At 76.4% G+C, this 21452-nt stretch carries 19 protein-coding genes; 8 read left to right on the top strand and 11 right to left on the bottom strand.

Going from position 1 to position 21452, the window contains the following annotated elements; all coding sequences use genetic code 11:
• Window position 1: 1 nt before the first annotated feature.
• Both ASF47_RS20935 and mraZ read right to left on the bottom strand, forming a co-directional pair.
• Window positions 2-139 carry a hypothetical protein gene (locus ASF47_RS20935; RefSeq protein ID WP_156697701.1) on the bottom strand — a complete coding sequence of 46 codons (138 nt, stop codon included), beginning with the start codon at window positions 137-139 and terminating at the stop codon, window positions 2-4.
• Window positions 140-388: 249 nt separating this feature from the next.
• Window positions 389-814, bottom strand: a complete 426-nt coding sequence (gene mraZ, locus ASF47_RS03095; RefSeq protein ID WP_200918925.1) for a division/cell wall cluster transcriptional repressor MraZ — start codon at window positions 812-814, stop codon at window positions 389-391.
• Window positions 815-1354: 540 nt separating this feature from the next.
• Here mraZ and ASF47_RS03090 point away from each other — a divergent pair.
• The 3 genes from ASF47_RS03090 (at window position 1355) to ASF47_RS03080 (ending at window position 6282) form a co-directional block, all read left to right on the top strand.
• Window positions 1355-2332 carry an AAA family ATPase gene (locus ASF47_RS03090; protein WP_056862497.1) on the top strand — a complete coding sequence of 326 codons (978 nt, stop codon included), beginning with the start codon at window positions 1355-1357 and terminating at the stop codon, window positions 2330-2332.
• Between the two features lie 108 nt (window positions 2333-2440).
• A complete protein-coding gene (locus ASF47_RS03085; protein ID WP_082499931.1) occupies window positions 2441-3772 on the top strand; it encodes a DUF58 domain-containing protein in 1332 nt (443 codons plus the stop codon).
• A complete protein-coding gene (locus ASF47_RS03080) occupies window positions 3769-6282 on the top strand; it encodes a transglutaminase family protein (protein WP_056862496.1) in 2514 nt (837 codons plus the stop codon). Before ASF47_RS03085 ends, ASF47_RS03080 begins: the two co-directional genes overlap by 4 nt.
• Window positions 6283-6899: 617 nt before the next feature.
• Here the strand turns inward: ASF47_RS03080 and ASF47_RS03075 are convergent.
• The 6 genes from ASF47_RS03075 to ASF47_RS03050 form a co-directional block, all read right to left on the bottom strand.
• On the bottom strand, window positions 6900-7412 hold the full coding sequence (locus tag ASF47_RS03075) for a DUF3040 domain-containing protein (RefSeq protein WP_235558601.1): 513 nt from the start codon (window positions 7410-7412) through the stop codon (window positions 6900-6902).
• Between the two features lie 125 nt (window positions 7413-7537).
• Window positions 7538-8713 (bottom strand): DNA polymerase IV, encoded by a 1176-nt coding sequence (gene dinB / locus ASF47_RS03070; RefSeq protein ID WP_235558600.1) that lies wholly within the window; start codon window positions 8711-8713, stop codon window positions 7538-7540.
• 165 nt (window positions 8714-8878) lie between these two features.
• Window positions 8879-9664: a methyltransferase gene (locus ASF47_RS03065; RefSeq protein WP_082499929.1), complete on the bottom strand. Its 786-nt coding sequence runs from the start codon at window positions 9662-9664 to the stop codon at window positions 8879-8881.
• A 311-nt stretch (window positions 9665-9975) separates the two neighbouring features.
• Window positions 9976-11184 (bottom strand): endonuclease, encoded by a 1209-nt coding sequence (locus ASF47_RS03060; protein ID WP_235558598.1) that lies wholly within the window; start codon window positions 11182-11184, stop codon window positions 9976-9978.
• A gap of 264 nt (window positions 11185-11448) precedes the next feature.
• A complete protein-coding gene (locus tag ASF47_RS03055; protein ID WP_056862494.1) occupies window positions 11449-11904 on the bottom strand; it encodes an SAV_6107 family HEPN domain-containing protein in 456 nt (151 codons plus the stop codon).
• 668 nt (window positions 11905-12572) lie between these two features.
• Window positions 12573-13067 carry a hypothetical protein gene (locus ASF47_RS03050; RefSeq protein ID WP_156697700.1) on the bottom strand — a complete coding sequence of 165 codons (495 nt, stop codon included), beginning with the start codon at window positions 13065-13067 and terminating at the stop codon, window positions 12573-12575.
• A gap of 201 nt (window positions 13068-13268) precedes the next feature.
• On the opposite strand from ASF47_RS03050, the gene ASF47_RS03045 reads away from it, so the two are divergent.
• From ASF47_RS03045 to ASF47_RS03035, 3 genes are read left to right on the top strand one after another with little or no spacing between them, the layout of a single operon-like run.
• Complete coding sequence (locus ASF47_RS03045; protein WP_056862492.1) at window positions 13269-13751, top strand: YbaK/EbsC family protein; 483 nt, start codon at window positions 13269-13271, stop codon at window positions 13749-13751.
• Entirely contained in the window at window positions 13748-14335 is a 588-nt protein-coding gene (locus tag ASF47_RS21630) for an MOSC domain-containing protein (RefSeq protein WP_200918924.1), read from the top strand. Before ASF47_RS03045 ends, ASF47_RS21630 begins: the two co-directional genes overlap by 4 nt.
• 9 nt (window positions 14336-14344) lie before the next feature.
• On the top strand, window positions 14345-15670 hold the full coding sequence (locus tag ASF47_RS03035; protein WP_056862491.1) for a phytoene desaturase family protein: 1326 nt from the start codon (window positions 14345-14347) through the stop codon (window positions 15668-15670).
• Here the strand turns inward: ASF47_RS03035 and metF are convergent.
• The gene (gene metF / locus ASF47_RS03030; protein WP_056862490.1) at window positions 15660-16550 is read right to left on the bottom strand and encodes a methylenetetrahydrofolate reductase [NAD(P)H]; all 891 of its coding nucleotides are present in this window, start codon (window positions 16548-16550) and stop codon (window positions 15660-15662) included. The genes ASF47_RS03035 and metF overlap by 11 nt on opposite strands.
• A gap of 183 nt (window positions 16551-16733) precedes the next feature.
• Here metF and ASF47_RS03025 point away from each other — a divergent pair, with 183 nt between their 5' ends.
• The gene (locus tag ASF47_RS03025; RefSeq protein WP_235558597.1) at window positions 16734-17927 is read left to right on the top strand and encodes a polyprenyl synthetase family protein; all 1194 of its coding nucleotides are present in this window, start codon (window positions 16734-16736) and stop codon (window positions 17925-17927) included.
• Between the two features lie 133 nt (window positions 17928-18060).
• Here the strand turns inward: ASF47_RS03025 and ASF47_RS03020 are convergent, their stop codons facing one another.
• Window positions 18061-18555, bottom strand: a complete 495-nt coding sequence (locus ASF47_RS03020; protein ID WP_235558596.1) for a ribonuclease domain-containing protein — start codon at window positions 18553-18555, stop codon at window positions 18061-18063.
• A gap of 6 nt (window positions 18556-18561) precedes the next feature.
• The gene (locus ASF47_RS03015; RefSeq protein ID WP_162242256.1) at window positions 18562-18957 is read right to left on the bottom strand and encodes an Rv2175c family DNA-binding protein; all 396 of its coding nucleotides are present in this window, start codon (window positions 18955-18957) and stop codon (window positions 18562-18564) included.
• Between the two features lie 265 nt (window positions 18958-19222).
• Here ASF47_RS03015 and ASF47_RS03010 point away from each other — a divergent pair, with 265 nt between their 5' ends.
• Window positions 19223-21379 carry a PASTA domain-containing protein gene (locus ASF47_RS03010; protein ID WP_082499926.1) on the top strand — a complete coding sequence of 719 codons (2157 nt, stop codon included), beginning with the start codon at window positions 19223-19225 and terminating at the stop codon, window positions 21377-21379.
• Window positions 21380-21452: the final 73 nt, after the last annotated feature.

Below are 21452 nucleotides of genomic sequence, written 5' to 3'. Positions count from 1 at the left end.
CTCAGCGTCCCAGGCTCGAGAGCAGCAGGAGGGTCGCGGCGCCGCCGAGGGAGACCGCGGCGGAGAACGCCATCAGCACCACCGCGTCGCGCGCCTGGTGGCGCACCCGCGGCGGCGCGGGCTCGTGGGTGATGCTCATCGTCGACCCCAGATCGGGTGGTGTGCGGGCGGTGCGGGGGAAAGGGCGGATCCGCCGAGCCGGGTCCCGGCCCGCTCCGTGAGAAGACTCGAGGTGGCGTTCGGTCCTGGTGCCGGGGAAGGTGCCCCAGGGCCGAGGGAGCGGGCCGGTACCGAGACCGGCGGATCCGTGGTGGACGTGCGGGTGGTGCTGCTGGTGGTGCGGGTGGAGCCGTCTGCGGTGGTGCGGGGTGGAGCCGGGGGTGCCGGGTCAGACGGGCGGCTGCTCGTCGAGCTCGGCGAACTTCTCCTGGGCCCCGGAGGAGTACTCCTGCCAGCGGGCGGGATCCCAGATCTCGATGCGGTCCATCACGCCGATGACGACGACGTCGCGCTCGAGCGAGGCGTACTGGCGCAGCACCGACGGGATGCCGATGCGCCCCTGCTTGTCGGGCGTGCCCTGCTCAGCGCCCGCGAAGAGCACGCGGGCGTAGTCACGGGCGTCGCGGTTGGTCATCGGCGTGCTCTGTGCGCGCTGGGCCTCCTGCATGAAGACGTCCTCGGGCCACACGACCAGGCACTTCTCCTGTCCCTGTGTCACGACGAGCCCCTCTGCGAGTCGGTCCCTGAACTTGGCCGGCAGGAAGAGACGTCCCTTCTCGTCCAGCTTCGGCGTGTACGTGCCCATGAAGAACACGTCGCACCTCCACTGATCCGGGAGCCTCCTCCACTTCGCACCACCTTACTCCACCTTCCTCCACCGTCAACCACATCCGACCACTCCGGGGCGGTGTTCTGCGCCCGCGAGCGCTCCACCGGGCCGCGGCCGCTCGTCGCCCTGTCCGTCCGACCTGCGGGGCAGACCCTGCGCCGGCGCGGCGCGCCGCGGCGGCCGAGCGCCCCGCCGAACCGCTGTCGTCGCAGGTCAGCGGCCTGCGGCACCGAGATCGGCCGGGCGCTCCCGGCGTACGACGAGGCGACGCGGACCTGCTGCGGGGCGCACGGTGGGGGCCGGTGGAGCGGGCCCGCGCGGAGGTGGAGCGCGGGCGGAGGAGCGTGGGGCACCCGGCGCGCCCCGGGGGTGCGTGGTGGGGCGCAGCCGACCACCGTGACCGCCGGGGCCGGACCTGACGCGAGCGCGCCGACAGGCGACGCGAGTTGCACCGACGCCCTACCGTGATGTCATCCCCGGGCGCCGTGCCCGCCGGCGCCGAGTGCACGACCGAAAGGACCCGACGTGGTTGCTCCGATCCCTGGAGGCGCCGACCTCGAGACCGTGGCCCGGGTCGTCTCCCGGGTGCGGGGCAACGTCGAGCGGGTCATCGAGGGCAAGCCCGACGTCGTCTCCGCGGCCCTCGTGGTGCTGCTCGCCGAGGGCCACCTGCTCATCGAGGACGTGCCCGGGGTCGGCAAGACCATGCTCAGCAAGGCCCTGGCACGCAGCATCGACTGCTCGGTGAGCCGCATCCAGTTCACCCCCGACCTGCTGCCCTCCGACGTCACCGGGGTCTCGGTGTTCAACCAGAACACCCGCGAGTTCGAGTTCCGCCCCGGCGGGATCTTCGCCAACGTCGTCGTCGGCGACGAGATCAACCGGGCCTCCCCCAAGACCCAGTCGGCGCTGCTGGAGGCGATGGAGGAGCGCCAGGTGACCGTCGACAACGCGACCTACCACCTCGAGGCGCCGTTCATGGTCATCGCGACCCAGAACCCCGTCGAGATGGAGGGCACCTACGCGCTGCCCGAGGCCCAGCGCGACCGCTTCATGGCCCGGGTCTCGATGGGCTACCCCGTCGCCTCCGCGGAGATCGCCATGCTCGACTCCCACACCCGCTCCAACCCCCTCGACGACCTCGAGGCCGTCACCGACGCCTCCGAGCTGCGCAAGATCACCGGGATCGTGGCGCAGGTGCACGTCGCCCACGCGGTGCAGCGCTACGCCGTCGCGCTGACCAGCGCCACCCGCACCACCGAGGACCTCACCCTCGGCGCCTCCCCCCGCGCGACGCTCCACCTCGTGCGGGCCGCGAAGGCGTACGCCGCCATCGAGGGCCGCGACTACGTCGTGCCCGACGACCTGCAGCTGCTGGCGCGCACCGTGCTGGCCCACCGGCTGCTGCCCAGCGTGGAGGCCGCGATGAACGGTCGCACCACCGAGGCCGTGCTCGACCGCATCCTCGCCGGGGTGCCGGTGCCGGAGCCCGACCGGGCCTGAGCCCCACTCCCCCACCGCGGCACCCCGCGCCGCGCCACACCGCCCCACACCGCCCCACGCCGACACCACCGACCTCACCGACACCGCCGGACGACCCTGGGAGGACCGATGCGCGAGGCCCTCGCCGGGCTCACCCTGCGCGGTCGCGCCTTCGTCGCCGCGGGCGTCACCGCCGTCGTCTGCGCCGTGCTGCTCGGCCAGCCCGCGCTCACCCGCGTCGGTGTGCTGGTGCTGGCCCTGCCGCTGCTCACCGCCGCCTACGTCGGCCGCAACCGCTACCGACTCGCCCTGGTGCGCACGGTGAGCCCCCAGCTGGTCACCGCCGGCCAGCCCGCCCGGGTCGGGCTCACCATGACCAACCAGGGCCGCACCCCCCACGCCGTGCTCCTGGTGGAGGACCAGCTGCCCTACGTGCTCGGCACCCGCCCGCGCTTCGTGCTCGACGGCATCGGCCAGGGCTGGCGCCGCGAGGTGAGCTACCAGGTGCGCAGCGACGTCCGGGGGCGCTACGACGTCGGGCCGATGACGGTGCGGGTCAGCGACCCCTTCGGACTCGTCGAGCTCGGCCGGGCCTTCCAGACCAGCGTGCCGCTGACCGTCACCCCCCGGGTCGTGCCGCTGCCGCCCATCAACCTCGGCGGCGGCTCCTCCGGGTCGGGCGACAACCGGCCCCGCACCTTCGCCCACGGAAGCGCCGAGGACGTCACCGTGCGCGAGTACCGCCGCGGCGACGACCTGCGGCGCGTGCACTGGCTGAGCTCGGCCCGCACCGGGGAGCTGATGGTGCGCCGCGAGGAGCAGCCGTGGCAGGCCCGCGCGACGCTCTTCATCGACAACCGCGCCGGCAGCCACCGCGGCCAGGGCGTCGCCTCCTCGCTGGAGACCGCCGTCGTGGCCGCCGCCTCCATCGCCACGCACCTGGGTCGGCGCGGGTTCGCCGTACGTCTGGTCACCGCTGCGGGCGAGGACGCCGCCGCGGCCTGGCACGTGCGTGACGCCACCCTCGACACCGGGCCGATCCTGGAGTCCCTCGCCGTCCTGCAGCCGCTGCGGGCCACCCACCTCGACACCGGCTGGCTGCGCGAGCAGGGCCAGGGCGGGCTCGTCATCGCCGTGCTCGGGGACCTCACCCAGGCCGACCTGCCGGTGCTGCGCCGCATGCACCACGGCGCCGACGCCGGTCTCGCGGTCGCCCTCGACGTGGCCGCCTGGGGCACCGGCGTGCCGACCGCCCCGGGCGCCTCCGGCGCCGCCGTGCTCTCCCGCCAGGGCTGGCGCAGCGTCGGGCTCGGCCCGCGCGACCGCCTCGACGCCGCCTGGCAGGACCTCGGCCGCAGCCGCGCCACCGCCCCCCGACCGCACGGGGCGACCAGCGGGCCCGGCACCGGGATCAGGACCGGCGGCGGCACCGGCGCGACCACCCGTGGAGGACCCTCGTGAGCGCACCCACCCTCGTGCCACCGGCCGGGTCCCCGGCCCGCCCGAGCACCGGCCGCGCGCGAGCGTCGGCGCCGAAGGACCCTCGCGCCCGGGGCGCCGGGCGCCTGCTGCTCTCGGCCCTGGCCGCCACCCTCACCACCTGGGCCGCGGTGGTGTCCTGGCGGGGGCTGACCGAGACCCCGGGCGGGTTCCTGCGGCCCCTGCTGCTGCTGGCCCTGGTCGTCGCCGGCACAGGTGCCCTGGCCCGCCTCGCCCGCCTCCCCGCCCTCGTGGTGCTGCTCGCGCAGACGGTGGTCGGGGTCGCCCTGGCCTCCGAGCTGCTCATCGACACCCCAGTGCCGCTCGGTGCCGGCTGGGGCGAGCTGGTGCGCGCCGTCGAGGCCGCCGTGGCGACCTCACGCCAGTACGCCGCCCCCGTGCCGCCCGAGGCCGCCCCGCTCGACCCGCTGCTCGTCGGCGGCGGGCTGGCCTGCATGCTCCTGGTCGACCTGCTCGCCAACGGCGTGCGCCGTGTGCCGCTGGCGGGCCTGCCCCTCCTCACGGTCTACGCGGTGCCGGTGAGCATCGTCGACTCCGGGCTCTCCTGGTGGGTCTTCGCACTCACCGCGGCGGGCTTCCTGGTCATGCTCTTCCTCCAGGAGGACGAGCAGGTCGCCCGGTGGGGCCGTCCGCTCGACGAGCGCGGCCGCCCGACCGAGGCCAGCGACACCGACCTGCGCGCCTCGGCCGCCCTGGGCCCCCGCAGCTCGACCTCGCGGGTGGGCGCCGCGAGCGTCGGTGCCGCGGCGACGGCGCTGGCCGTGCTCGTGCCCCTCGGGGTGCCGACCCTCGACGTCGACGTCTTCTCCCTCGGCGCGGGGGGTGCGGGCGGCGACGACGCCGTGCAGATCGTCAACCCCATGACCGACCTCCAGCGCGACCTGCGCCGTGGCAGCGACATCCCCCTGCTCGAGGTGCAGACCGACGACCCCGACCCGTCGTACCTGCGCATCGCCGTGCTCAACCGCTTCTCCAGCGAGGCGTGGAGCTCCGGGGACCGCGAGATCCCCACCGACAACCTGCCCGACGGCGCGGTGCCGGCTCTGCAGGGCGTCGCGGGCGACGTCGCGCGACGCTCCTACGACTACGACGTGAGCATCGGTGAGGACTTCCAGTCGCGCTGGCTGCCCACCTGGGCGCCGATCCGCGCCATCCGCGCCGAGGGCGACTGGCGCTACGACGAGTCGACCATGGACTTCCTGGCCAGCGCGGACGACCTCGACACCGCCGGGCTCGACTACTCGATGACCGGCGTCGAGCTGGACCTCTCCGCCGCCCAGCTCGCCTCGGCGCCCTCGGCCGCCGGCGCCGTCAGCGCGGAGATGGTCGACCTGCCCCCGCTGCCCGACCTGGTGCGCGACCTGGCCGTCGAGGTCACCGCCGAGGCACCGACCCGCTACGCCAAGGCCGTGGCCCTGCAGAACTGGTTCCGCTCGGAGTTCACCTACGACCTCGCGCGTGCCGAGGAGGGCAACGGCGTGAGCGAGCTCGAGGCCTTCCTGCGCGACGACGAGGGCGGGCGGGTCGGCTACTGCGAGCAGTTCGCCTCGGCCATGGCGGTGATGGCCCGCGAGCTCGACATCCCGGCCCGGGTCGCCGTCGGCTTCCTGCGCCCCGACGAGATCGGTCCCGACCGGTACCAGTTCAGCGCCTACGACCTCCACGCCTGGCCCGAGCTCTTCATCGCCGGCGCCGGGTGGGTGCGCTTCGAGCCCACGCCCGCCGACCGGGCGGCCGCCGTGCCCGACTACACCCGTGGCCAGCTCGACTCCGAGCCCGACCAGCCCTCGGCCCAGCCGAGCGAGCAGTCGCAGGCCCCGGTGCAGCCCGACCGGCCGACGCCGAGCGCAGAGCCCGAGGTGCCGCAGGCGCAGGGCCCCGACGACACCGACACGACGGCGACGACCTTCCCGTGGGCCCCCGTCGCCGGGGGCGTCGGCGGCCTGCTGGCGCTCGGGGCGCTGCTGCTCCTGCCGCGCCTGCTGCGGGGCCGCCGGCGTGAGCGCTGGCTCGCCGCAGGTCCCGAGGGTGTCTGGCAGGAGCTGCGCGCCACCGCCCTCGACCTCGGCCACCCCTGGCCCGAGCAGCGCTCGGTGCGCACCGCCGGCGCCGCGCTCCTCGACTGGTACGCCGACCCCGCGGCCGAGCCGGTCGAGCGACCCGAGCGCGGCGCCGCGGCCGCCCCGGAGGCGGCCGCCGCGACCCGTCGGCTCGTCACCGCCCTCGAGCGGCTGCGCTACGCCCCGGCCGGGTCGACCGGCTCCCCCGCCGCCAGCGAGCAGGTGGGCGACGACGGGCGCGTCTGCGTCGCGGCCCTGCTGGCCGGTGTGACGCCGCGACAGCGCCGCGCGGCGCGGTGGTGGCCGCGATCGGTGCTCACCGCGGGCCGGCGACCGTCGGGCGCCCAGGCGCGACGGGCCGAGGTGCGTGCCACGCGCACCGGCGCCGCGACGGTCGACGAGGTCGGCTGACCTCTGCGGCGCCGGCCGGGTGACCTCACCGGTGCGACCGGATCGACCGACCGGCTGAGCACGCGCCGCCGCCCTGGCCCGACCGCTGAGAGGGACCGCCGGGCGGGCCGGGTGTCGACCGACCGGCTGAGCACGGGCCGCCGCCCTGGCCCGACCGCTGAGCGGGGCCGCCGGGCGGGGGGCCGGGTGCCAGCGCTCCCGGCGGGCTCCGGTGGGGGCGGTCGGGGCTCCGCCCCGTGGCTCCACCGGCTCCCGCTCCGTCGACCTCGCGCCGGTCCGACGACCGGGGCCGGGCACATCGGCCGGCGCAGGCCGGGGTGGCCGCTGGACCCCGCGGACGACGAGCCCCTCGCACCGACCTGCCGACCGGGGCCGGCATGTCGGTCGGTGCGGGCCCGAGTGGCCGTCCGCTGCCGCCGTCGACGAGCGCCGTCGACCGGAGGCCTCGGACCGAGCCGTCGACCAGGACCGTCGACCGGGACCGTCGTCCGGCTCGTCGAGGGCGGCCGCCGGAGGGCCGAGCGGTCAGGACCGAGCAGCGGTCACCTCAGGCGCGCACGCCGGGCACGGGTCCGAGCCGCCATCGGTCACGCGTGGGGACAGGGCCGAGCGAGGGCTCAGAAGCCGCCGTTCTGCTCGCGGCGCCGGCGCCAGCGCTCCTCGGCGCGCTCCATGAACGTGCCGGACTTGCGCGGGCGACGCGACGGCCGCCCGCCGCGGCTCTTGCCGGCGCGCGCGGAGCGACCTGCGCGGCCGCCGTCGATGACGGTGAAGCCCGCCGACGGGTGCGCCGCGGCGCCCTGGGTCTCGGCGGCAGCGGCGGCCTGCTGGCCCTTGAGGGCGTTGAGACCGATGGTCGCCGAGGCGAGCATGATCACGAACCCGACGATGCCGATGGCGTAGACCTTGCTGATCACGCCGCCCATGAGGACGCAGATGCCGACGACGAAGACGACGCCGGCCAGGATCGCGCGGCGCCGTGCAGCCCGGCGCAGCGAGGTGCCGCGCAGGGTGGAGGCGAACTTGGGATCCTCTTCAGAGAGGGCGCGCTCCATCTGCTCGAGCAGTCGCAGCTCCTCTTCGGAGAGTGGCACAGGGTCCTCCAGGGTCACGCGGATCGGCGGGCTCACCGTCGCGCCAATTCTAGGCAGGCGATCGACGTCACGGTAGGCGCGTCGGGAAATTACTCGCGCGGCGGGGGTCGAGGGACGTGCTCGGCGGCGGCACGACGACCTCTGTCGCGCGCCGCCGGTCCTCAGAGCAGGCTGGCCGGACGCACCGCGGCGCCCCCGAAGCGACGGGTGGCGCGGTCGACCGCGCGGTCGGCCTCCGACCAGCCACGCTCCCTCTCGCCGAGCACGTGCTGGTGGTGCACCGCACCGCGGGGGCCGAGGCCCTCCACCCGCACCCCCACCAGGCGTACGGCGCGCCGCTGCGGACCCAGCGCGTCGAAGAGCGCCACGGCCGTCTCGTAGACCTCGCGCGTCACGTCGGTGGGCTCCGCGAGCGTCCGGGAGCGGCTCACGGTGGTGAAGTCGGTCGAGCGCACCGTGATCGCGACCGTGCGTCCGACCAGGTCGCGTCCCCTCATCCGGCCCGTCACCGAGGTGGTGAGCCGCAGCAGCTCGCGCAGCACGCCGTCGCGGTCGGCGACGTCGCGCCCGAAGGTGTGCTGGGCGCCCATCGAGGAGTCGGGCTCGCCGCCGCCGAAGCCGGGGGCACGCCCCACGACGAGCTCGCCGCGGTCGGTGCCCCACGCCAGCGCGAGCAGGTGGTCGGCCTGGCGGGCGCCCACCAGCTCGTGGAGAGCGGCGCGGGGGGTGCGGGCGACGTCGCCGACGGTGCGCAGGCCCAGTCGCTGGAGGCGGGCGCGGGTCTTGTCCCCCACGCCGTAGAGCAGGCCGACGTCGAGGGGGTGGAGCATGCGGGGGACGTCCTCGGGAGCGACGACGACCACGCCGTCCGGCTTGGCCAGCCGGCTGGCCAGCTTGGCCACCGACACCGTCGCGGCCACCCCCACCGAGCAGGTGATGCCCTGCTCGTCGTGGACGGTGGCGCGGACCAGCTCGGCGACGACCTCGGGCGGCCCGAGCCGCCGCCCGGCGCCGCCGACGTCGAGGAAGGCCTCGTCGGCCGACAGCACCTCCACCAGCGGAGTGATCCGGCGGAAGCACTCGTGGACCGCGCGGGAGACGCTGCCGACGAGCTCGAAGTCGGGGGCCAGCACGACCAGCTGGGGGCAGAGCCGTCGCGCCCGCGACATCGGCATCGCCGAGCGCACGCCGTGCGCCCGGGCGGGGTAGCTGGCGGCGAGCACCACGCCGCGGTGGGCGCCGCCGACGGCGACGGGCACGTCACGCAGGTCGGGCCGCTCCCGCAGGGCCACCGAGGCGTAGAACGCGTCCATGTCGACGTGCAGGATCGGCGTCACCGGTCGGGGCGTGCCCTCCGGCCGCCGGTCGGCGCGTGGCGCGGCGCTCCGGCCCGCGTCCGGGAGCGCGGCGTCGTCGGGGCCCGCCACCCCCCGGTCGGTCACCACCGGTCCCCCCGCGGCCCAGGGGTGCGAGGGCGTCGGCCGGCGGGTGCCGGCCGGTCGCTAGCGGGCGAGCACGTGCAGCTGCGTCGCGAGGGGGAGGTACTCCGAGCGGCGTGCGACGGCCCGCTCGAGCTCGACCAGCGCGGCACTGGCGCCGGGCTCGAGGTCGAGCAGCGACCCGGGCACGAGGTCGGCGAAGACGCGCACGCCGTCCACCGAGAGCACCTCGAGCCCCGCGCCGCCCAGCAGCCCCTCGAGCTCGTCACGGGTGAAGCGTCGCCCCGAGCGGGCGCGTCCGCCGGCGACCGGTGCGCCGCTCGGCGCGTCGAGCATCGCCAGCGCCTGCCCGAAGTGTCCGGCCATGGCCCGGGCGACGACGGCGGCGTGGTGCTGGGCGACGAGCAGGCTGAGGGTGGCCTCGGGGCGCATCGCCGCTCGCAGGCTGGCCAGCGCGGCCGCCGGGTCGTCGACCACCTCGAGCACCCCGTGGCACAGCACGACGTCGGCGCTGGCGGGGCCCACCACCTCGGCCAGGGTCGACAGGTCGCCCTGCTGGCCCGACACCTCGACGCCCCGCTCCCGCGCGCGCCGCGCCAGCGAGGCGAGGGCATCGGGGCTGGGGTCGACGACGGACACCCGGTGGCCGAGCTCGGCGACCCGCACGGCCAGGCCGCCCGTGCCGCCGCCGATGTCGAGCACGTCGAGCGGTCGGCCCGCCCCTCCCGCGCCGAGCGCTTCCTGCAGGGCCGCCCAGACGACGGCCGTGCGCGCCGCCGCCCGCCGCTCGCTGGGCCGCTCCTGGGACCGCTCGTCGGGCCGGGCGGGAGGGCGCTCGCTTGCTGCCATGGCGCCCACCCTAGGGGACCGACGAGCGGTCGGGCCCGCGCCCGCGTCGCCGGGCCGCCCCCGGCGAGGGACGCGGCGACGGGGGCGGCGGTGGGGACGCGCTGGGGTCGATCACCTGGCACGGGGGCGGACTCCCTGGGGCTCGACCCGGTGGCAGGTGCTGCGGCCGCCGGGGACGTCGTGTGTCGAACGTCTGTTCGACACCCTCCACCCTACGACGCGTCGCAGGTCACCGCCACCCGTCGCGCACCGCCACCCGCCAGGCACCGTGGCCGCTCGTCACCGCCACCGACCGCGGCCGCCGGCGCGGGTCACCAGATGGCGTCGGCCCACTCCGGGTGGTCGATGAAGGGGTTGCGGTTGAACTGGAAGCGCTCGTAGATGACGTCGTTGCGGCGCATCTCGAAGGCCGACGGCGGGTCCTCGGCGTTCCACCGCAGGAGCGTCGACAGCTTGCCGTGCAGCGGGGCGGTGCCGTTGGCGACCCGGTCGTTGACCTCGAGGTCGGGGAAGCCGTCGCCGCCCTCGTAGCGCACGGACATGAAGAAGATCATCCGCGCCACGTCGCCCTTGTCGGCGTCGCGCGGCTCCCAGGAGTCGCCGTCGGCGTAGTTGCCCGGAGCCTCGGCGTTCTGCGAGCCGCCCTCGTCGAAGTCGAGGTTGCCGCGAGCGGAGTTGACCGTCACGTCGGCCGGGCGCAGGTGGTGCAGGTCGGTGCCGGGGCCCGTGGCCGTGCCGAAGTCGCCGTGGCTCTTGGCCCAGACGTGCTCGCGGTTCCACTGCTCGACGCCGCCACCGTTGTCGGTCTCGGGGCGGCTCTCGCCGGTGTAGAGCTCGATCACGCGGCTCGCGTCGGCGGGATCCTGGTCGGTCTCGCGCAGGGCGGCCCAGACCTCGTCGTAGGTGAGCCGCGCGACACCGCGCGAGACGATCGTGTGCAGCGACGTCTCCAGCGCCGAGCCCGTCTTGCCGACGGCACCGGCGTAGTAGGTGCTGTCGTAGTCGTCGGTGCCCCCGCTCGTGGGCGGGGTGGTGCCCCCGCCGCCGTCGGCGAGGGCGAAGGCGGTGGCGTTGCGCACGCCGGGGGCCGAGAAGTAGGCGCCGAGCGTGCCGGTCACGTCGATGCGGCGCCCCATCAGCGCGGGGTTGGACCGCAGCCCCCAGGACGCGCGGAAGGCGCTCGGCACCTGCACGTAGACCATCCGCGACGTGGCGGTCTCCCCCGGCGCGTCGGCCAGGGCGAGGGCGTAGTCGTCGGGGAACCCCGAGGTCACCACGGTGCTGGTGGCGGTGGGCTGACCCACGACGTAGCCACGCACCGTGGCCGTGGAGCCGTCCTGCACGGTGCGCGCGGTGGCGACGCTCACCGGCGTCGCCGCGTTGGCCGCCCCCGGCAGGACCGACCCGACCATCGAGCCGGCCGTCGAGCCGGCCGTCGATCCCTCGGGCGCGCCGAGGAGGGCGGCGGGCGCGAGGGCGGGGGCCACCGTGAGGGTGGCCGGGACGAGGAGGAGGGACACCAGCTGCGCCGTGCGGCGCGGCCCGAGAAGCCGCATGCGCGGGACTCCGATCACTGGGACACCCGTGCGGGCGTCGGGGCGGGCGGGGCCACAGCGGCCCCCGGTCGAGCCTGGGCGATCCTCACCGCCCGGCGCGACCGGGGAACCCCTCGTCATGGACTCAACCCCGACCATCCAGCCACCCGGACCGACGAGGCCCCGCCCCGAGCCGTGTCACCGCCCTCGCCGCGCGGCCGGGCGGCCGGTCGAAGGGGGGCGGAGGGCTCAGCCGGCGCGGCTGATGCGCTCGGCCGAGGGCGCGTGCGGGACCAGGCCCAGGGCCTGCTCCACCACACCCAGGAACCGGTCGGCATCGCGGACGAGGTCGTCGGCCTCGCGCTCGCTGACCGCGCGCCGCGACCCCGCCTCCGCGGCGGCGCGCTTCGAGGCCCCCGCTGCGAAGAAGGTCGCCCACTCCGCCAGCTCCGGCGCCACCTCGGCCAGCAGCACCCAGGCGTTCTTCTGCGGTCGACGCCGCGCCGGCGCCGGCTGGGCCCGCGCCGAGAGCAGCGCGGCCGCCGAGCGGAGCGCGGCGACGTGGGCCAGCGCGTAGCGCGCCGGCACCTCGGTGGCCACGACGGCCTCCTGGAGCGACTCCGCGGCCCGCAGGAGGTAGGAGTGGGTGGTCGCGGGGAGGGCGTAGGGGTTGGGCGGGGCCACCGACGCCCGCGGCGCGCTCACGCCTCCACCTCGGCCCCACGCGGGGCGTGCTGCTGGATGTCGTCTGTCATGGTCCACCTCACCTGGTCGTCGACCCCACGTGCGACCCCCTGACCTGCTCCCGACGAGGCCCCGCTCCGGCGGAGCCACCCGGGATCGAGCGCCGACGGGGACGGGGGTCGAGGTCGCCCCCGTCGGCAGTGTTCGAACATGTATTCGAACACGGGTGAACCATACCGCCCGCCACGGACAGTGCGTCAAGGGTCGCCCGAGCGCCCCCGGGGCCGCCTGGTCGCGGAGGGCTGCGGCCGGCCCTGGCGGGATTCACCGGTCGGCTGGTGACACCCGCACCTGTCGGCCCACGCGCAGGCCGACAGGTGCGGGTCCGGGCCGACAGCTGGGGCCCAAGGGGCCGACGAGGCCTGCGGGACTGGGCCGGGCCAGGCTGGGCCGGGCTGGGCGGAGCAGGCCCGACCGCGGCGGGCCTGGCGGGGCCGGGCGGGGTGGGACCGGGAGCCAGGCTGGGCCGGGCTGGGCGGAGCGGGCCCGACCGCGGCGGGCCTGGCGGGGCCGGGCGGGGTGGGACCGGGAGCCTCGCGGGGTGGGCCGGGCGGGGTGGGACCGGGAGCCTCGCGGGGTGGGCCGGGCGGGGCGGGCGGGGGGGGCGGGGCGGGGTGGGGCCGGGCGGCTCAGAGGGCCGCGGGGGCCTCCTCGACACCGCGCATGTAGGTGTTGGTGTCGCGGTGCCACAGGGCCACGAGCAGACCGATGTCGAGGGCGAGGGCGAGGTAGGAGATGGCCACGAAGACGGCGGGCGGGTCGATCCGGATGCCACCGATGGTGGCCACCGCGATCATCACGACCAGCACGGTCAGGCTGACCCGCGCCCAGTTGTGGGAGTCGCGCAGGAAGACGACGAGCACGGCGATGAGCATGGCGAGCACCACGAAGAGCACGGCGGCCACGGGGAAGAACTGCGGGATCACGATCGGCTCGTTGGACTTGAGGTAGTCCAGGCCCCGGGTCTCCAGGATCTCCCGCGCCGAGCGGTGCCCCTCGGCCCAGTTCAGGATCAGCGTGTCGCGCATGAGGGCGGTGAGCGCGACGGTGACGGCACCCACGGCCACCAGCAGCCCGAGCAGCGCCATCGCCACCGTCAACGACCTGGGCTGCTGCCGCATCATGCTGTGTTCCTCCGTCTCGAGCCGTCCTGTCCGGGCCATGGTCCCAGACGAGGTGGAGGACGTCCCGCACCACCACGCGGGGCGGGCGCCGCGGGGGCGACGCGCACCACACCCTCCCTGCGCGCGGCGCGCCGCCGGCACGACCCGCCCCGACCGGACGACCGCACCACGGCTGTCGGCGTCACCGCCTAGGGTCGCACCATGAGCGAGGAGCACCCCGGCATCGCCCGCTTCCGGGCGGCCCACCGCGAGCGGGGCGGCACGGGCGAGGTCGTCGTGCTGCCCGACGCCGTCCACACCGCGGCCCTGGCCGCCGAGGCGCTGGGCTGCGAGGTGGGCGCCATCGCCAACAGCCTGCTCTTCGACGCCGGCGGCTCCCCGGTGCTGGTGCTCACCTCGGGGGCGCACCGCGTCGACACCGCCCACGTCGCCGCCGTCGTGGGCGTCGCCGCCCTGCGCCGGGCCACCCCGGAGTTCGTGCGGGCCCACACCGGCCAGGTGATCGGCGGGGTCTCCCCGGTCGGGCACCCCGCGCCGGTGCCGACGTACGTCGACTCCTGGCTGCGCCGCCACCCGGTGGTGTGGGCGGCCGCCGGCCACCCCGCGGCGGTCTTCAGCACCACCCACGACGAGCTGCTGCGCCTCACCGGCGGCACCCCGGTCGAGGTCGAGCCGGCGCCGTGACCTCTCCCGACCCGTCCCCGGGGTCGTCGAGCACCGCCCCGACCGCCACGGGCTCCACGACCTCCGACGCCGACGCCGACGCCGACGCCGTGCCCCGCGTCACCGAGCTCTGGGTCGCGCCGGAGCGGCACGCCCCGATGGAGCCCCGCCGGTGCGTCGAGGTCGAGGCGGGCGCAGGCGTGGTCGGCGACCGCTGGCACGGCATCCGTCACCGCCACGTCACCCTCCAGTCCGCCGACGCCCTGCTCGAGGCCGCCGAGGCCCTGGGCTCCCCGGTGCCGGCCTCGGCGACGCGGCGCACCGTCACCGTGAGCCACGGCACGGTGCCGACCGACCCGGGCGCGCGGGTCAGCGTGGGCGGGGTCGAGCTGGAGGTGGTGCGGGTGGCGGCCCCGTGCGCCCTGATGGAGCGCAGCATGGGCCCGGGCGGTGCCGCGGCGCTGCGTCGCCGGGGCGGGTCGGTGCTGCGGGCGCTGTCCTCGGGTCCCATCGCGGTCGGCGACCCGGTGGAGGGTCTCCTCACGGCACCGACGCCCTCCCGCGGCGCTGGTCCTGCGCGCCGGCCCGGCCCCTCGACGCCCTAGGCTCCGGGCATGTCGCGGGTGGTGGTGGTCGGTGGGGGCTTCGGCGGGATGGCCGCCGCCGTCCGGCTGGCCAAGCTGGGCCACGAGGTGCGGCTCCTCGAGCGCTCGACCGCCCTCGGCGGCGCCCTCGCGGCCCGCGAGCAGGACGGCTTCACCTGGGACGCCGGGCCCACCTCCACCCTCGTGCCGGCGGTGCTGCGCGACCTCTTCCGCAAGTCGGGCCGTCCGCTGGAGCGCGAGCTCGACCTGGAGCCGCTCGACCTCGTGCGCGAGCACCGCTTCGAGGACCGCACCGTGCTGCGGCTCCCCGCCACCCGCGCGCCCCAGGTCGCGGCCTTCGACGCGCTCTCCCCCGGGCTGGGTCGGCAGTGGGCCGACTGGACGGCGTCGTTCACCGACGACTGGGAGGTGCTGCGCCGCGGCTACCTCGAGGTGCCCTGGCAGCGTGGGGCCCTGCCCCGCGAGGTCGCCGCACGGCTCGACTCCCGCGAGACCCTCCACAAGCGCCTGCGCCGCACCTTCCGCGACGAGCGGCTGCGCCTGGTCGCGGGCCACCCCTTCACGGCCGACGGGCACGACCTGCGCAACGTGCCGGCCTGGGCCGGGGTGGTGTCCTACCTCGAGCAGCGCTTCGGCGCCTGGACCGTGCCCGGCGGCCTGCACCAGGTCACGACGGCGCTGACCGCGCGGCTGGCCACCCGTCGGGTCGAGGTCGACCTGGGCTGCGAGGTGCGCGACGTGGTGGTGCGCGGGGGCCGCGCCGTCGCGGTCCGCACCGACCAGGGCGAGGTCGACGCCGACGTCGTCGTGCTCGCCGTCGACCCACGGCGCATGCCCGCCCTCGCCCGGCTGGTCGAGCGCACCATGCCGGCCATCCCCCCGACCGTGTGCCACGTCGGCCTGCGGGCCGCGACGGACCTGCCCGACCTCCCGCACGAGGTCGTGCTCCACGGAGACCCCGTGATCGTGGTCAGGCCGGGAGGCACGGCCCCGGACGGTGGCGCCGCCTGGACGATCCACGGTCGCGGCCGGCTCGCCGAGGACGTGCTCGTCGCGCTGGCGCGGGCCGGCATCGACGTCCGGCCCCACGTCGTCACGCGGATCGACCTCACACCCCGCGAGCTGGTGCAGGAGTGGGGCGGCTCGCCGCTCGGCGTGCTCTGGCAGGGCCGCTCGACCGTACGCCGCCGCCTGGGCCCCGACACCCCCGTCGCCGGGCTCGTCACCGCGGGCGCCCACGCCACACCGGGCGCGGGGCTGCCCTTCGTGGGACTCTCGGCGGCGCTGGTGGCCCAGGTGGTCGGGCCCGCCGACGGGGTCAGGGTCAGACGCTGACGTCGAGCTTCTCGAAGATCTCCAGCGTGGCCCGCGAGCGGTTCAGCGTGTAGAAGTGCAGCCCCGGCGCGCCGCCCTCGAGCAGCTCCTCGCACAGCTCGGCCGCGGCGGCGATGCCCTCGGCGCGCATCGAGACCGCGTCACCGTCGTGGGCGGCGATGCGGGCCACGACCTCCTCGGGCACCTCGGTGCCGATGAGCTCGCCCTGGCGACGGATGGCCTTGAGGTTCAGGATCGGCATGATGCCGGGCAGGATCGGCAGGTCGACGCCGCGGTCGCGGACCCGCTGCACCAGCGCGAAGTAGTCGGCGGCACGGAAGAACATCTGCGTGACCGCGAACTCCGCGCCCGCCCGGGCCTTCGCGACGAGCACGTCGGCGTCGTGGTCGAGCGACTCCGCCGAGGGGTGGCCCTCGGGGAAGGCCGCCACGCCGACGCGGAAGTCGCCGCGCGCGCGGGCCAGCTCCACCAGCTCCGTGGCGTAGGTCAGGCCGCCCTCGGTCGGGGTCCACGGCGCCCGGGGCCCGTCGCTGGGGTCGCCGCGCAGGGCCATGACGTGGTGCACGCCGGCCGCGGCGTACTCGTCGAGGATCGACTCGAGCTCGCCGCGGGTGTGCCCGACGCAGGTGAGGTGGGCCATGGGCAGCAGGGAGGTCTCGCGCGCGATGCGACCGGTGATGCGCACCGTGGAGTCACGGGTGCCGCCGCCGGCGCCGTAGGTCACCGAGACGAAGGTGGGACGGTAGGCCTCGAGGGTCGCCACCGCCTGCCACAGCTGCTCCTCGCCGGCGGCGTCCTTGGGCGGGAAGAACTCGAAGGAGAACGACCGCTCGCCCCGCTGGATGAGGTCTGCGAGGGAGCGTCCACGGCCGTCGGTCATGCTGCCCAGTCTAGGTTCGCCCCGTCTGCGGACCCGGCGCTGTCCACCTCCACGGGACCAGGACAGGCGGCGGACGGGCGGCGGACGGCCGCCCGACGGGCGGTGGAGGGCCCCGTCGGACCCCCTGCGGCCCCCGCGCCGGGCCGGCGCGCGCGACCTGGACCCACCGCCTAGGGTCGTGGCGTGAGCGCGCGCGAGGCCAGCCCGACCGACGACCGACCCGACCAGCGACCCGACCGGCGACCCGACCGGCTCCCCGACCAGGCCGACGACGGGTCGACGGACGGTGCCGAGGCAGCGCTGGAGAGCGCACCGTGGGACGGCAGCGGCTTCCGGGCCCGTGTGCAGGCCGCGCTCGACGCCCACGTCGAGGAGCAGGTGACCCGCCTCGCACCCGTCGGACCCGACGCCACCCGGCTGCTCGACGAGGCCCGCGCCCTCGTCGCCGGCGGCAAGCGGCTGCGCGCGGCCTTCTGCTGGTGGGGCTTCCGCGCCCTCGAGCCCGACCCCTCGCCCGAGACCGAGCGGGCCGTGCTGCGGGCCTGCGCCGCGCTGGAGCTCCTGCACGCCAGCGCCCTGGTCCACGACGACCTCATGGACGCCTCCGACACCCGTCGCGGGCGCCCGGCCACGCACCGCGCCTTCGAGGCCGAGCACCGCCGCGCCGGCTGGACCGGCGACCCCGAGCAGTACGGCGCCGCCGCCGCGATCCTGCTCGGCGACCTGCTGCTCACCTGGGCCGACGAGCTGCTGCGCCGCTGCGGCCTGCCGCTGGAGCGCGTCGTGCCGGCCCTCGAGGTCTTCGACCTGTGCCGCTCCGAGGTCATCGCGGGGCAGTTCCTGGACGTCTCGGTGCAGGCCCGCGGGCGCGCCGACGTCGACGCGGCCATGACCGTGCTGCGCTACAAGTCGGCCAAGTACTCCATCGAGCGGCCGCTGCACGTCGGGGCCGCGCTGGCCGGCGCCGGCCCCGAGGAGCTGGCGGCGCTCACGGCGTACGGGCTGCCGCTGGGCGAGGCCTTCCAGCTGCGCGACGACCTGCTGGGGGTCTTCGGCGACCCCGCCACCACCGGCAAGCCCGCCGGCGACGACCTCGTCGAGGGCAAGCGCACCGTGCTCGTGGCCCTGGCCCTCGACGCCGCCGCGCCCGAGGAGGCCGCGCTGCTCGACCGCTCGCTGGGCCGTCCGCTCGACGCGGCGGCCGTCGAGCGGCTGCGCGAGGTCATCACCGACTCCGGCGCGCACGACCAGGTCGAGGAGGTCATCGGCCACCTGACCGAGCGTGCGACCGGCGCGTTGGCCGCCTCCGGGCTCGACCCGCGCGCCCAGGAGGTGCTCCGCGACCTCGCGGTGGCCGCGACCCAGCGGCGCACCTGAGGCCGACCGCACCTGCTGCTCGGCCCGGCGGCGCGTCCTACTGACCGTTGCGCCCACTGCCTGACCGTCGTGACGGTCGGGTAGTCGTCCCAACGGTCAGTAGGACGCGGCCGCCGGCGGGACCGGCGGCGGCTCAGGTGCGGATCCGGGCCAGCGACTCGAAGCCGTCGGGGGTCCAGTACTCCTCGCCGCCCTCGCCGACGACGATGCGGCGCGGGCTGGCCCCGTCGGCCGTCCCGTCGGCGGCGTCGGCCGTGACCTCAGGCGAGTCGGCGGGCAGCGGCACGGCGTACTCGGAGTAGTAGCCCTCGACCTCGAGCGGCAGCAGGCCCTCGAGGTTGCGGTAGGTGCGACCGTCGCCGGGCGTGGGGTAGGGCCCACCGGCGTCGATGAGCCGCAGGGTGTCGATGGCCTCGTCGGGGAGCCGGTCGAGGTCGACGTAGGGCAGACCGCTGGCGGGGTCGGTGGTCTCGGGACCCGCGCCGGTGGAGGTGCCGGGGTCGCGACCGGCCAGCAGCCAGATGCCGACCGCGAGCGCCACGACGGCCACCATCGCCGCCAGGCCCGTGGGGTGGGGCCGGCGGTGCTCCTCGACCTTCGGGATGCGGTAGACCACGGCGGCGGTCAACCGGCCCTAGAAGGCCATCGCCTGCGCGCGCCGCTTGACCTCGGAGCCGCGGTTCTCACGCAGCGCGTCGATCGGGCGGCCGGGCAGGTCGGCGTCGAGGAAGAGCCAGGCGATGATCTCGCGGTCGTCGTAGCCACCGTCGTGGAGCACGGTGAGCAGGCCGGGCACGCCCTTGACGGGGAAGCCGTCCTGCACGAGGTCGGCCGGCACCTGCTGGCCCGCGCCGGGGTAGGGCACCGCGGCGGCCAGCTCGTGGTCGCGGATCATCGTGCGCACCTTGGCCACCGTGACGCCCAGCTCGCGGGCGGCGGTCGCCCAGTCCCACCACGTGGGCACCAGCACCGACAGGTCGTGGTCGGCCAGCCTCAGCTCGCCCGGGGTCGGGCCCGCACTCTCGCTCATGGCCACCATGGTTCCACCTGGGTCCTGGGGAGGCGAAACGCCGTGCGCCGCCGCGCCACGACCGGGCCGGAACCTGCGGTCGCGCCACGCCGCACCGGGCGCGCACCCGGGCCCCCGGCGGGGCAGACCGTACGATGAGGAGCCCGGATCCTTCCCCGTCCGGACCGCAGGAGGGTCGCCTGTGCCGACACGACGGCAGCCGCAGCACGACGCCGCGCCCGTGCCCACGGGCTCGACGGCGTCGTCAGCGTCGACGGGAGACCCCATGGGCGGCCGTGTCCTCGACGGTCGCTACCGCATCGGCGCCCGGATCGCGCGGGGCGGCATGGCCAGCGTCTACGAGGCGCTCGACCTGCGCCTGGACCGCACGGTGGCGATCAAGATCATGCACGCCGGGCTGGGCGACGACGAGGAGTTCGCCGCCCGCTTCGTGCGCGAGGCGCGGGCCGCGGCCCGGCTCTCGCACCCCCACGTGGTGGCCGTGCACGACCAGGGCGACGACGACGGCGTGGTCTTCCTGGCCATGGAGCTGGTGGCCGGCCACACCCTGCGCGACACCGTCGCCAAGGAGAGCCCGATGCCGCCGGGGCGCGCGCTGGCGCTGCTGGAGCCGGTGGTCTCGGCCCTCGCCGCGGCCCACCGCGCCGGGATCATCCACCGCGACGTCAAGCCGGAGAACGTCCTCATCGCCGAGGACCCCCACACCGGCGCCGAGGTCGTCAAGGTCGCCGACTTCGGCCTGGCCCGCGCGGTCAGCGCCGACACCCAGCACACCGCCACCGGCGGGGTGCTCATCGGCACGGTGTCCTACCTCGCCCCCGAGCTGGTGGTCGACGGCCGCTCCGACACGCGCGCCGACGTCTACGCCGTGGGCGTGGTGCTCCACGAGCTGCTCACCGGTCGCAAGCCCCACGAGGGCGAGACCCCGATCCAGGTGGCCTACAAGCACGTCCACGCCGACGTGCCCGCCCCCTCGCGCCAGGTGCCGGGCATCCCGCCGTACGTCGACGCGCTGGTCGCCCGCGCCACGGCGCGCGACCGCAGCCAGCGACCGGCCGACGCGGGCGTCCTGCTGCACCAGCTGCACCGCGTGCAGCACGCGCTGGCCGCCGGTGTCGCCGACGACGCCGACCTGACCGAGGACCTCTCCCCCGTGCGGCCCGCCCCCGGCGTCGCGTCGGCCGCCGTCGCCGCACCCGGCGACACGGCTCCCGAGGTGTGGGACCCCGAGGAGATCGAGGCCCTGCTCGGTCCCGACCGCTCGCGCCCCGTGCCCGAGCCCACCTCCTGGCTGCCCCGGCAGGGCGAGGGCGACGACGCGCAGGCCCCGCGACCGGCCGGTCCGGTGCGTCTCACCGGCCCGACCGCCCTGGCCCTGGCCGCCCACGACCCGGGCGCCGGTCCCACCGCCTCCCCCGACACGGTGGCCGTGCCGGTGCTCGACCGCGACGCACCGGCGGGCGGCCCGGGCGGCACCGTCGGCACCCCCGGGCACCCCGGCGCACGCAGCGCGCCCCCGGGCGCCCGCCCGCGCCGCTCGCGCCGTGGCCTGCTGCTCCTGGTGGTGGCGCTCGTGCTCGCCGTGGGCGTCGGCGGCGGCGCCTACTGGTTCGGCTGGGCCCGCTACTCCACCGTGCCGGCCGTGCTCGACCAGACCGGCGCCAGCGCGGTCACCGAGCTCGAGGCGGCCGGCTTCGAGGTCGTCGTGGGTGACCCGGTCTACAGCGACGACGTGGCCGAGGGCCGCGTGGTCTCCACCGACCCCGATCCCGGCTCGCGGCTGGTCAGCGGCCGCGAGGTCACCCTCGTCACCTCCCTCGGCGTCGAGGAGTACGAGGTGCCGCGCCTGGCCGGTCGCACCCGCGCCGAGGCCGAGGACGCGCTGCGCGACCTCACGCTCGTGCCCGGCCGCGTGCGCGAGCGCTTCTCCGAGCGCGTGCCCGAGGGCGTCGTGATCCGCAGCACCCCCGGCACCGGCGCCGTGCGCCGCCCCGGCGCCACCGTCGACCTCGTGGTCAGCAAGGGCCGACGCCCCCTCCAGGTGGGCGACTGGGTCGGGCGGTCGGCCGACCAGGCCGAGCAGACCCTCACCGAGCGCGGCCTGGTCGTCGTGCGCGACCAGGAGGTCTTCGACGACGAGGTCGCCGCGGGCGACGTGGTCAGCCAGAGCCCCGACGGCGGCACGCTCTTCGCCGGCGAGACCGTCACCTTCGTGGTCTCGAAGGGCCCCGAGCTCGTCGAGATGCCGCGTCTGACCGCCAGCGGCGTCGACGCGGCCCGCGAGCGGCTGGAGGACCTCGGCTTCGAGGTGAGGGTCGAGAACTCCTCCACCTACATCGGGCTGGGCTACGTGCTGTCCACCGACCCCGACCCCGGCGACATGGTGCCCAAGGGCAGCACGGTCACCCTCTTCCTGGTCTGACGGCCTGGTCCGACGTCCTGGTCCGACGTCCTGGCCTGACGCCCTGGTCCGACACCTTGGCCTGACGTCCTGG

Origin of the sequence: Nocardioides sp. Leaf285 (assembly GCF_001422955.1) — a bacterium.
Taxonomy (GTDB): Bacteria; Actinomycetota; Actinomycetes; order Propionibacteriales; family Nocardioidaceae; genus Nocardioides; species Nocardioides kribbensis.
Note: the sequence above shows the minus strand (reverse complement) of the source record. Positions and strands in the feature narration are given on the sequence as shown.